The organism is Bradyrhizobium sp. HKCCYLRH2060 (genome assembly GCF_051168135.1).
In the GTDB taxonomy this organism is placed as follows: Bacteria; Pseudomonadota; Alphaproteobacteria; order Rhizobiales; family Xanthobacteraceae; genus Bradyrhizobium.
The window spans coordinates 1-12,237 of record NZ_JBNPUK010000016.1; the positions used below are offsets into that span (position 1 = coordinate 1).

Genomic DNA, 12,237 nt, shown 5'->3' on the forward strand with positions numbered 1-12,237 from the left:
CGAAAGCGATTCGTCAGTCACTCGACCGAGGAATCATCCATTTCCGGCAGCAAAATGGTAAGTTAGCGCCAATGAGACAGACCCCTCACCCAACCGAACTTGCCGCACCTTCCTACATGCCCTCTCCCACAAGGGGAGAGGGCGCATTCACTTGCACTGCGCACGATCTTTCAACGTGCAAACACCGCGATGATAATTCCAATCGTTGATGCGGATCGTCATTGCACTTGGTGGAGGAAGTTACTTCGGGCGATGCGAAGCATCGCACGAAACACCGCGCCCAACATGTTAGGCGAGCCATGTGGCAACACCTCTCCGTACCTCAATGAAAATCCCGCGAGCGCGGCAGGATGCGGACGTTGCGGGGGTGGCTGACGCGCTGGGAGGGAGTGTCGGGGTGGTCGCGGCGGTCGTCGTTGAGCGGCTCGGCGGGCGTGGCGCCATGAGGGACGGCGCCGAGGCGGTCGTCTGACAGCAAGGTGAGATCGGCGCTGCGGTCGACCAGGCTGATGGCGACGAGATGAACGACTTTCTCGGGGCTGCTCTGGATGCGGCCTTCGACCAGCACGAGGCGCGCACCCATCACTTCCTTGCGGAAGGTCTCCATCACCTTCGGCCAAACCACGATGTTGGCGATCCCGGTCTCGTCCTCCAGTGTCATGAACACGACGCCTTTGGCGCTGCCGGGCCGCTGCCGCACCAGCACGACGCCAGCACAGCGGACGCGGCGCCGATCGTTGGCGTGGTTGACGTCGCGGCAGGCCAGCACGCCTTCGGCAGCGAAGCGCTGGCGCAGGAACTCCATCGGGTGGCCTTTCAACGACAGGCGGATGGTCTGATAGTCCGCGACGACGTGCTCCGGCAGCGGCATCTCGGGCAGCGGCTTGGCGCCCTCGTCCGGCTGCTCGCGGGCGATGGCGGCCTCGAACAGCGGCAGCGGCACGTCGTCGGGCAGCCGGCGCACGGCCCAGAGCGCGGCGCGACGGTCGAGCCCGAGCGATCGGAACGCATCGGCATCGGCCAGCAGCAGCAGCGCGCGCTTGGGCAGCGCAGTGTCGCGGGCGAAGTCTTCCAGCGAGGTGAACGGTCCGCGGGCGCGGGCCTTGATGATGCGGTCGGCCCAGTCGTCTTCGCGGTCGTCGTTTGGGAGTGACAAGTGAATTTGTTGCTCGTTGTCATTCCAAGGCGAAGCGACAGCGTCGAGCCCTCGAAACGCATCAAGTCTTTGTGAGTCACCCGCTGTATCCCCACCGTCATTCCGGGATGCGCCCTCTTGGGCGCAGGCCCGGAATGACACCGAGGAGACAGCTGGCAATAAAGGTGTAGAATCAGCCAGCGTCTCTCTCCGCATCTTCTCCGACAACTTCCTGATCCGTTCCTCGTCGCGGTCGATCCAGCGGAAGCCGTCGATCTGGCGAAAGCCAAGGCGGACGGCGCAGTATTCGTCGTTCGTGTTCTCCAGCGTGTTGTCGGCGAAGCTGTGGGACACGTCGATGTTGCGGATCTCGACGCCGTTCTTGTGGGCCTCGCCGACGATCTGCGCCGGGGCATAGAATCCCATCGGCTGCGAGTTCAGCAACGCGCAGCAGAACGCGTCGGGATGGAAGCATTTCAGCCAGGACGAGACGTAGACGAGCTGGGCGAAACTCGCGGCGTGGCTTTCCGGGAAGCCATAGGAGCCAAAGCCCTTGATCTGGTCGAAGCAGCTCTTGGCGAAGGCCGGATCGTAGCCGCGCGCGATCATGCTCGTGACCATCTTCTCCTCATAGGAGCCGATGGTGCCGACGTTGCGGAACGTCGCCATCGCGCGGCGCAGGCCGTTCGCCTCCTCCGGCGAGAACTTTGCCGCCTCGATCGCGATCCGCATCGCCTGCTCCTGGAACAAGGGCACGCCGAGCGTCTTGTGCAGCACCTTGTAGAGTTCGTCCGCCGGGCCGTGATCGGGCGACGGCGACGGATAGGTCACCTTTTCCTGATTGTTCCGACGTCGCAGATACGGATGCACCATATCGCCCTGGATCGGCCCGGGCCGGACGATCGCAACCTCGATCACGAGGTCGTAGAAGGTGCGCGGCTTCAGCCGCGGCAGCATGTTCATCTGCGCCCGGCTCTCGACCTGGAACACGCCGAGCGACTCGCCCTTGCACAGCATGTCGTAGACTCTGGAATCCTCCCGCGGCACCGACGCCAGATCGTGATGAATATGCTTATGCTGCTCGATCAGCGCAAAGCTCTTGCGGATGCAGGTCAGCATGCCCAGCGCGAGCACGTCGACCTTCATCATGCTGAGCGCGTCGACGTCGTCCTTGTCCCATTCGATGAAGGTGCGGTCGTCCATCGCGGCGTTGCCGATCGGGACGTAGCTGTCGAGCCGATCCTGCGTCAGCACGTAGCCGCCGACATGCTGAGACAGATGGCGCGGAAAGGTGATCAGCTCCCCCGCCAGCTCCACCGCGCGACGGATCATCGGGTTGGCGGGATCGAGCCCGGCCTGGCGCACCTGCATGTCCGACAGGCCGTCGCCCCAACTGCCCCACACGGTGTCGGCGAGCACGGAGGTGACGTCTTCGGTCAGGCAGAGCGCCTTGCCGACGTCGCGGATGGCGCTGCGCGGGCGATAATGGATGACGGTGGCGATGATCGCCGCACGGTGGCGGCCATAGCGGCGATAGACATATTGCATCACCTCCTCGCGCCGCGAATGCTCGAAATCGACGTCGATATCCGGCGGCTCCAGCCGCTCCTTGGAGATGAAGCGCTCGAACAGCAGATCGATCTTGGTTGGATCGACCGAGGTGATGCCGAGCACGTAGCAGACAGCCGAATTCGCCGCCGAGCCGCGGCCCTGGCACAGGATGCCCTGGCTGCGGGCATAGCGGACGATGTCGTGGACGGTGAGGAAGTAATGCGCGTAGTTGAGCTCGGCGATCAGCGCCAGCTCCTTGTCGAGAACAGCGCGCAGCTTGTCATCGAGATGGTCGCCGAAACAGGTCTTGGCACCGGCCCAGGTCAGGTCCTCCAGATGCCCCTGCGCGGTCTTGCCGGGCGGCACCGGCTCGTCCGGATATTGGTATTTGAGCTGGTCGAGCGAGAAGACGATGCGGTCGGTGAAGCGGATGGTCTCGGTCACTGCGTCGGGATGATCGCGAAACAGCCGCGTCATCTCGTGTCCCGGCTTGAGATGGCGCTCGGCATTGGCCTGGAGCCTTCGGCCGATGGTCTCGATCGAAGCTTTCTCGCGGATGCAGGTGAGCACGTCCTGCAGCATGCGCTGCTGCGGATGATGATAGAGGACGTCGTTGGTGGCGATCAGCGGCACTTTGCTGGAAGCCGCAAGGCGCGCGAGCCGCGCCAGCCGGCGGCGATCGTCGCCACGATACAGCAGGCTGCCGGCCAGCCACACGCCTTCGGCGGGGCTGTCCTTGAGACGGGCCAGGATTTTGCCGAGGGCGTCCTCCTCGAAGCGATGCGGCGGCATCAGCACCACGAGCTGGCCTTCGATGGACGCGAGGAGATCTTCGAAGGTCAGGCGGCAGTCGCCCTTGGCGACCTTGTCGGCGTCGCTGCCGCGCTTGCCGCGGGTGAGCAGCTGGCACAGCCGGCCGTAGGCGGCGCGGTCGCGCGGATAGACCAGGATGTCCGGCGTGCCGCAGGTGAACACCAGCCGTGCGCCGTAGAGCAGCTTCGGCTTGCAGCTCAGCCGGTCACTACTCAGCTCGCTGTAGGCGCGGACGATGCCGGCGAGCGTGTTGTGGTCGGCGATGCCGATGGCGGTGAGGCGATACTCGGCGGCCTGATGCACATAGTCCTGCGGATGCGAGCCGCCGTGCAGGAAGGAAAAATTGGTGGTGATGCCGATCTCGGCATAGGGGACGGGAGTCATCGCGTGATCGCCGAGGCTGGGGCGGCGGCACGATGCCTGTCCCTTAACAGGACGATGTAAGCGCGCATCTCGCGGCTTGCTCGGCCCTCACCTCGCCCCGCTTGCGGGGGCGCGACGAGCTGCGCTCGCGCTGAGAGGTCGGATTGCATCGTCAGATGCAATCCGGGTGAGGGGGTACAGGTCTCACCACGAACACTTCCCGTGCGGCTGCCCCTCACCCCACCCCTCTCCCCGTGAAGAACGGGGAGAGGGAGCGCACCGTCCGCGCTGCAAGTGCTCGGATCCAATTTCCAGACAAGTGCGTTAACTTGCTCTCCAAAGGGGAAGTAGCGAGCTTGCCGCGAGATGTGTGTGATCGCTCCCGCCCTCATGCGAACAGCCCGTGCATGTACCAGGCGGACTGCATCGGCAAACCGTTCTCCGGCTGCTCGAGCTCGCGGTCATACAGACCGTCGCGGTAGAGCCAGAAGCGCAGGCCGTGCTCGTCCTCGACGCGGAAATAGTCACGCGTGAGGCCCTGCCCGTCCGGCCGCCACCATTCCATCGCGATGCGCTCCGGGCCTTCGGCGCGCACGACGGCATGCGCCGCGCGGCGCCAGACGAAGCGCGCGGGCGGGCCGTCCGGTACGCCGGCGATCACCTGGATCGCCTCGGGGCGCGCGAACAGCCGCAGAGGTCGCAACGGCGGCTCGCCGTCGCTTCGCTCGGGCCAAGCGGCCGTGCTGGTGGCCGCCAGATGGTGCTGCGCTGGCAGCGGCAGCGCTACGCGCTCCGGAATATGCGTATCCACCGGCAGATGCACGACCACACGCTTGCCGCCGATGCGCGCGGCGATGCGGTCGATCAGGGCCGAGAGCTCATCATTGTCATGAACATGCGCGTCGAGATCGCGCTGCTGCTGCACCACGATCTCGCTGCGGCTGGCCGACAGCCGCATCATGTCGAAGCCGAAGCCGGGATCGAGCGGATCATTCAGCGCCTCGAGCCGTTCGCGAAACAGCCGGTCGATGACGACGGCCTCGGTGACCGGCTGGCCGGTGTCGACCGCGATGACGCGCACCAGCCCATCGGTGCGGAAGAAGCAGGCCTCCAGCCGCCGCGCGCCCTTGCCCTGCTGCGCCATCGCCGCCACCAGCATCGCGGCCAGGCTGGAGAGGCTGGCCGCGATCACGGTGTCGGTCGCGACCGGCTCGGCGAAGCGCTTGTCGACGATGTAGTCCGGCGGGACTTTGCGCGGGCTGATCGGCGCATCGGCCTCGCCCAGCGCCTGCGCCAGCACACGGGTGAAAGCGGCGCCGAACCGCGCGGTGATCTCGTTGCGGCCGCGCGCGGCGACGTCGCCGATCGTCTTCAAGCCGGCGCGGCGCAGGCCGAGCGTGATGGCCTCGCTGCCGCCCAGCGCGGCCACCGGCAGCGGCGCCACCGCAGTCGCCTCCTCGCCATCAGGCACGATGCGGCCGTGCACCTGCCGGTTCAGCGTCCGCGCGCAGACGGCGTTGGAGGCGATCGCCGCCGACACAATGAGGCCGTGCGCGGTCAGCGCGTCGCAGACCGACCGCATCAGTCTGGCTTCGCCGCCGAACAGATGCACGCAGCCGGTGATGTCGAGCAAAAGCCCATGCGGGGGATCGAGCGCCACCAGCGGCGTGAAGCGGTCGCACCAGTCGGCGATGCCCTCCAGCATCTTTGCATCAGCCGCCAAATCCGCCTCGTGCACGACGAGATCGGGACAGACCGCGCGGGCATTGGCCAAGGGCTGGCCGAGGCTGACGCCGTGACGCGCCGCCGCCTCGTCCAACGAATGGATCAGCAGCATATTGGCATCCTTGAGGACGACGGCCTGCGGAAGGCCATCATGCGGATCGGCGGCGCGGCTGCGCTTGATGCGATCGATGGGCAGGCGCGGCAGCCACAGGCTGAGGATCCGCCGCCGGTTCGTTGAAACGGCATGCATCGGGGGTCCACTCCATGATCCATCGTCCGGTCTGGCCGTGACGGTTGCGAATGAGCTCGGCATCGAGGCGCGGTGCGCCCCACGCCATCCACGGCGCCACGGCAGGCGATGGCGCGGTGCGCACCACCCAGCGCGTCTCCGCGGTCGACGGCTCGGGCGCAGCCGCGATGCGCAACATGAGCGCTGTCACGCCGGACTCCTGCGCCGCCAGGGTCAGCTTGCGGCTGGCGACGAGATCGAGCTTTTGCGTCTCGCCCCACACCTCCAGCATCACACCGCCCAGCGCATCGCAGACGAGCGCGTCGGCGGCGGTGCGCAGGGCGTGATCGAGATCGGGCGCGCGCACGATCACGAGTCGGCACGGATCGAGGCCGAGCTCGGCAAGCCCGCTCATCGACAGCGCGCCCATCTCGCGCTCGGCGAAATCCTGCCGGATCCAGATCAGCGGCCGGCGCGCGGCGACACGCGCGGCAAGCCCGCACAGAAAACCGGTCGCGGCCGCCGCCTGGCGGCCGGTCTCGGCGAACACCTCATGCAGCGCGCCGGTGGCGAGCCCACCCTGCAGCACCGCATCGGCCGCGTCATGGCCGAGCGCGACCCGGCGCAAATCATGTGCGCCATCTCCCGCCTCGAGACGGGCAATGCGGCCGCGCAGACGCGCGAGCGTATCCATGCGTGCGCCGGTCATCCGTCGCCGCTCCTCTTCAATCCATCGTGCGGGCGCTGCCGTTCTCAAGTGAAGCAGGCAGTTGAACCCGCGACGACCCTCTTTGTTCATGATACGTTCTAATATAAAGCTAACGCCTTCGAGAGAGTCAATCGGGATTGCCCCGGATACGATTCAACGAATGGAATCAAAGGGATTCAAAGGTATGGAGCTGCTCCGCAAGCTGGAGATCCTGGCCGATGCCGCCAAGTACGACGCGTCCTGCGCCTCCAGCGGTACTGAGATGCGGGATTCCCGCGACGGCAAGGGTCTCGGCTCGACCGCGCCCGGCATGGGCATCTGCCATTCCTATGCGCCGGACGGACGCTGCATCTCGCTGCTCAAGGTTCTGCTGACCAATGCCTGCAACTACGACTGCCTGTATTGCGTCAACCGCGCCTCCTCCAACGTGCCGCGCGCCCGCTTCACGGTCGACGAGGTGGTGAAGCTCACCATCGACTTCTATCGCCGCAACTACATCGAGGGGCTATTCCTGTCGTCGGGCATCATCCGCAGCCCGGACTACACGATGGAGCAGGTCGTGAGCGTCGCGCGCAAGCTGCGCGAGGAGCATCGCTTCCGCGGCTACATCCATCTGAAGACGATTCCCGAAGCCGACGAGGCGCTGATCGCGGAAGCCGGCCGCTACGCCGACCGGCTCAGCATCAACATCGAGACGCCGCTGGAAGAGAGCCTGACGCAGCTCGCGCCGGAGAAGGACCAGCGCGCGATCCGCCGCACCATGGGCCGTCTCAGGCTGAAGCTCGACGAGACGGCGGAAGCCAAGAAGACGGTGCGCCGGGCGAAGCCGCCGCGCTTTGCGCCGGCCGGCCAGAGCACGCAGATGATCGTCGGCGCCGACGCGGCCAACGACCGCGTCATCCTGTCGACCTCAGCCAATCTCTACGGCGCCTACAAGCTCAAGCGCGTGTATTACTCCGCCTTCAGCCCGATCCCCGATGCCAGCCGCGCGCTGCCGCTGCAGGCCCCGCCTCTGGTGCGCGAGCACCGGCTGTACCAGGCCGACTGGCTGATGCGGTTCTACGGCTTCGACGCCGACGAGATCGTCGAGGAGAACGAGGGCATGCTGCCGCTCGACATCGACCCCAAGCTTGCCTGGGCGCTGCGCCACCGCGACCGCTTCCCGCTCGACATCAACACCGCAAGCCACGAGGAGCTGCTGCGCGTACCCGGCTTCGGCACCCGCACCGTGCAGCGCATCCTCGCGACCCGGCGCACCACCACGATCCGCCTTGCGGATCTCGCCCGGCTCAACGTCGTCCGGAACAAGGCGCTGCCGTTCATCGTTCTCTCCGACCACCGGCCGTCTCCGTCTTTGCTCGACGGTGCCAGCCTCAGAGCCCGGCTGCGGCCGAAACCGCAGCAGCTGGGATTTGGATTTTGACGGAAGCCGTCATCGCGAGCGCAGCGACGCGCGATCCAGGGGCGACACGACGACTCTGGATTGCTTCGTCGCTTCGCTCCTCGCAATGACGTGAGGAGACAAATGCACGTCGTAACCCTCGACAGCGACACCGATTTCGACGGCTGGCGCCGGGCGGCGCGGGCGCTGGCGATGAACGACGTCAGGCCGGCGGATGTCACCTGGCGCGTCAAGGGCGCGGCGCCCGATCTGTTCGACGACCATGCTGACACCCAGCTGCCCGAGGTGCCCAAGGGCGCGTTTTCGGTGCCGACGAGCTTCATGGACCTGGCTGAAAGCGCGATCCTGCACAGCGACCCCAGCCGCTTCACCCTGCTCTACCGGCTGCTGTGGTGTCTGCGGACCAACCACGATCTCATGGACATCGCGACCGATCCCGACGTCGCGCAGGCCAATGCGCTGGCGCGCGCGGTGCGCCGCGACGTCCACAAGATGCACGCCTTCGTCCGTTTCCGCGAGGTCGGCCGCGAGCGCGAGTCACGCTACGTCGCCTGGTTCGAGCCGGAGCATCACATCGTCGAGCGCGCCGCGCCGTTCTTCGCCCGGCGCTTCGCCGACATGCCCTGGTCGATCCTCACCCCGGAAATCTGCGCGCATTGGGACGGCAGCCACGTCTCGTTCACGCCGGGTGTGAGCAAGGCCGAAGCGCCGTCGGAAGACCGCCTCGAAGAGGTGTGGCTGCGCTATTATGCCAGCATTTTCAATCCGGCACGGCTCAAAGTGAAGGCAATGGAAAAGGAGATGCCGAAGAAATATTGGCAGAACCTGCCCGAGGCCAAGCTGATCCAGCCGCTGATCGCGGCTGCCGCCCGGCGCACCACCGAGATGATCGCCGAACCTGGCACCGAACCGCACAAGCCACAGAAGCGCGTCGAGGAGACCGCGATGACCCGCAAGCCGAAAGCCCACGCGCATGCTGCTGCTGAGACCTCACGTGATGTTGTCGCCGCCGACCTTGAGACCTTGCGTGAAGAAGCCGCGTCCTGCCGCGCCTGCCCGCTGTGGAAGGATGCGACCCAGACCGTGTTCGGGGAAGGTCCTGAGCATGCGCCGCTGATGCTGGTCGGCGAGCAGCCGGGCGACAAGGAGGATCTGGCCGGCCATCCGTTCGTCGGCCCGGCGGGACAGATGCTCGACCGTGCGCTCGCAGAGGCCGGCATCGACCGGTCCAAGGTCTACGTCACCAATGCGGTGAAGCATTTCAAGTTCGTGCCGCGCGGCAAGATCCGGCTGCACCAGAAGCCGGCCACGCCGGAGATCAAGGCCTGCCGGCAATGGTACGAGCGCGAGCTCGCCGCCGTCCGGCCCGCTCTGGTCGTGGCGCTGGGTGCCACCGCGGCGCAGTCGGTGTTCGGCAAGATCACCCAGGTCACCAAGAATCGCGGCCATGTGGTCGACCTGCCCGATGGTGTCAGGGCGATGATCACGGTGCACCCGTCCTATCTCTTGCGCCTGCCCGACGCCGACGCCAAGGCGCGTGAATACGAACTCTTCGTGCAAGACCTGAAGATCGCCGCCGCCGCGCTCAAGCGCGCCCACGCGGCATGACCGCCTCCCCGCCATCGGGCGTGAAGCACGACACGGCAACCGTCGGTCAGGATTTGCGCGACGTGTAAACGTGCTCGCGCAGCAGGGCCTGGATCAGCGCGGCGCGATCCGGAAACCCGAGCGATCCCGCCAACTCCGCCTCGTCCTGGGCTTGGTCATCGGCCACTGCCGGCAGATATCTCGTCATCAGCTCGTCCTCGCTGATCCCGAAATCGGCCGGACAGCCGCCGCCATCGATCTCCGCCTGCTTCAGCACCTCGCATTTGTCGCGTGCGCGCGCCAGCAGATCCTCGAAATGGCCGTCGATCCGGGCCCAGTCGGCCAGCGCATTCAGGGCCGAGCCGTTGAGCCCCTTCCTGAACGAGCGTATGCGCGCCTCGTCCAGCATCAGCTCCAGAAACTCCGAGCGGGTCAGGCCGTTGCGCGCGATCCACGCCTCGAGCTCGGCCGGGTCCATCAGATCCCTGCTCTGGCGAAACCGGATGATCTCCGCGCTCAGCGCCTGGGCGTCGACCCTGACGCCGCGGCGCTTGGCCTCCGATGCGGCGAGAAATCGCGCGATCGCCTTGTCGGACAGGTCGCCGCCGCGCGCCGCCAGCAGCCGCAGCTCGTCCATCAGTTGCGGCGTCCCGTCCGGGATGCCGGACTCGCGTTCTGCTGCCGCCGAGCGCCGCGCGTCCTGGATCAGCCCGTCCCACAACTGCGTGTGTTCGAAGGCGTACTCGACCGCCTTGGGCACCACGTCTCCGGCGAACCGGCGCCGCATCGTCCGCAGCATCTCCAGCGCGTCCTCGCGCTTCTGGTCGATGCGGTGATCCGACAGCCAGGCCTCGAGCGCGGCGATCTCCTGCGACGTCAGGCGGCCATCGGACCGCGCGCCCTGCAGCAGCGCCGGGTAGCTGCGCTCGGGATAGAAGCTTGCCTTGCCGAGCGCCTCCAGGATCTGACGGGACGCCTCCGAGATCACGCCAGCGGCGACCGCCTTCTGCAGGGTGAAGCGGATGTTGACCAGCGGCTCGGACAGCGCGGGAAAGCCGAGCTCCGCCGGCCCGTGAATCAGGGCGACCTCGTCGTCGGCCTCGAACACGCCGTCGCGATACGCCGCGAATACCTTGCCGACGCCCTCCATGCCGAACGCGTGCAGCTCGGCCGCGCGCAGCGCGCCCATGCTGGCGCTGCCGAACACGTGGATGCCATTGGCCATCGCCCACAGGATCTCCTTGTGCCACACCGACGGCACCTGCTCGAAATAGCCGTCGATGATCCCGATCGCCGCAGGCTTCGCCAGCGCGGCGCGATAGACGTCGCCCTGCTGCACCGGCGGGAGATACTCCGCCTCCAATTCGAGCGCGGCGTCGCGCGGATGCAGCGTCGGCCCGGTGAACACGATGCATGTCATAGCGGATGCCCCGATGGCTGGCGCCGCGAGAGCTGATCATCGGCGAAGGCCCGCGCCCTCCGCCCCGGGCTGTAGTCCGGATTCTTGTCGAAGGTCTCGAGCCCCGGAATGACGACCCTCGCCACGGGGATCTCGAACCTGCTCTTGGTGAGATCGACTGCGATCACCTGCCGGACACCGGCGGACTGCAGCCGTTCGAGAACCACGGCGAGATCGTCGTTGAACGTCTCCGACGCCAGCGACGGCGTTTCGCGCAGGCTTCGTTTCGGCGGGCTGGTTCGCAGCAGCGCCCGCTGCTCGCCGAGAAACTGCGCGGCCAGCGCCGTCTCGTCATATTCCTCGCGGAACACGTCGTCGCGCGCGCCCGCGATCAGCGTCAGCCGGCTCTGCGCCGCCTCGGTGAGCGCGCGCAGGAAGGCGATCTCCGGCGACAGGTGCGCGCCCATGCCCAACGCAGCATAGAGATCCCGCCCCAGCTCCTCGTCACGGTCGAAGATCAGGCACTGGCAGGCGGCGAGCCCGACATCGGAGCTGATGTCCCACGCCACGACCTCGAGGCCCGCGCGCTCGCACATCTCCAGGAGCCGCCTGTTGCCTTCATCCTGAACCGTGTCGAGCGCGATGCGCCGGCCCTGCTGCTCGTCCGGACTGCGCAGGTGCCAGAGCGTGGTCGCATCGCGCTCGACGACCTCGCAGATGCCGTGCAGCAGCGCCTCGATCAGGTGGTTGCCGGACGCCAAGCCGTTCGACGACGAGATGAAGCTGCCGGCCGGCATTTCGGGGCGCGATGTCGAGAGGTTCACCATCTCGAACGGCACCCAGACATCGGCATCCGCAATCAGATCGCGGCCTTCGATCCACAGCATCTGTAGATCCGGATGGAAGCGGCCGCCGGCGATCAGCGGCAGGTCGGCGACGTCGACCACGTCATGGTCGCGGATCAGCTCGGCATAGGTCGCAAGCTTCAGCGGCAGCGTGATCGTCTCGGCGTGAAACAGCTCGATCGATTCCATCAGGCCAGACGCCTTGGCGGCGTCCAGGGTCAGCCCCTTGCCCTGCGACACCGAAACCGAGCGCGAGTTCGGCCGGCAGACCATCGTGACGGGAATGCCGACGCGGTCGAGACCCGTAACGTCGGCCACCCGCGTGATCCCCATCTCGCCGAGGTAAGGACGCACTCGCTCCACCGTCTGCGACGGCGGCACCGACCGCTGCGTTCCCGATCGAAAGCTCTTCTGGACCGGACGCGCCAGACGATCCCGATGCAGTGCCGTTCCACTCCCCATCCGCAGCCTCCGCACTC

The 12,237-nt window shown here is 66.7% G+C and carries 7 protein-coding genes; 2 read left to right on the top strand and 5 right to left on the bottom strand.

From position 1 onward, the window contains the following. Positions 1-322: 322 nt before the first annotated feature. The 3 genes from ACQR10_RS26205 to ACQR10_RS26215 form a co-directional block, all read right to left on the bottom strand. Positions 323-3,883 (bottom strand): error-prone DNA polymerase, encoded by a 3,561-nt coding sequence (locus ACQR10_RS26205; RefSeq protein ID WP_316218571.1) that lies wholly within the window; start codon positions 3,881-3,883, stop codon positions 323-325. Between the two features lie 367 nt (positions 3,884-4,250). Further along, on the bottom strand, positions 4,251-5,837 hold the full coding sequence (locus ACQR10_RS26210; RefSeq protein WP_316218570.1) for a Y-family DNA polymerase: 1,587 nt from the start codon (positions 5,835-5,837) through the stop codon (positions 4,251-4,253). Continuing rightward, a complete protein-coding gene (locus ACQR10_RS26215) occupies positions 5,737-6,525 on the bottom strand; it encodes an ImuA family protein (RefSeq protein WP_316218569.1) in 789 nt (262 codons plus the stop codon). The genes ACQR10_RS26210 and ACQR10_RS26215 overlap by 101 nt, the downstream gene beginning before the upstream one ends. A gap of 184 nt (positions 6,526-6,709) precedes the next feature. Between ACQR10_RS26215 and ACQR10_RS26220 the strand changes: the two genes are divergently transcribed. Both ACQR10_RS26220 and ACQR10_RS26225 read left to right on the top strand, forming a co-directional pair. Then, complete coding sequence (locus ACQR10_RS26220) at positions 6,710-7,948, top strand: putative DNA modification/repair radical SAM protein (protein WP_316218568.1); 1,239 nt, start codon at positions 6,710-6,712, stop codon at positions 7,946-7,948. Positions 7,949-8,050: 102 nt separating this feature from the next. Further along, positions 8,051-9,535: a UdgX family uracil-DNA binding protein gene (locus ACQR10_RS26225; protein ID WP_316218567.1), complete on the top strand. Its 1,485-nt coding sequence runs from the start codon at positions 8,051-8,053 to the stop codon at positions 9,533-9,535. A gap of 46 nt (positions 9,536-9,581) precedes the next feature. On the opposite strand, the gene ACQR10_RS26230 is transcribed toward ACQR10_RS26225, so the two are convergent. Together ACQR10_RS26230 and ACQR10_RS26235 are read right to left on the bottom strand one after the other, a co-directional pair. After that, positions 9,582-10,934, bottom strand: a complete 1,353-nt coding sequence (locus ACQR10_RS26230) for a TfuA-like protein (RefSeq protein ID WP_316218566.1) — start codon at positions 10,932-10,934, stop codon at positions 9,582-9,584. Then, positions 10,931-12,220, bottom strand: coding sequence for a YcaO-like family protein (locus tag ACQR10_RS26235; RefSeq protein WP_316218565.1), 1,290 nt, complete (start codon positions 12,218-12,220; stop codon positions 10,931-10,933). The genes ACQR10_RS26230 and ACQR10_RS26235 overlap by 4 nt, the downstream gene beginning before the upstream one ends. Positions 12,221-12,237: the final 17 nt, after the last annotated feature.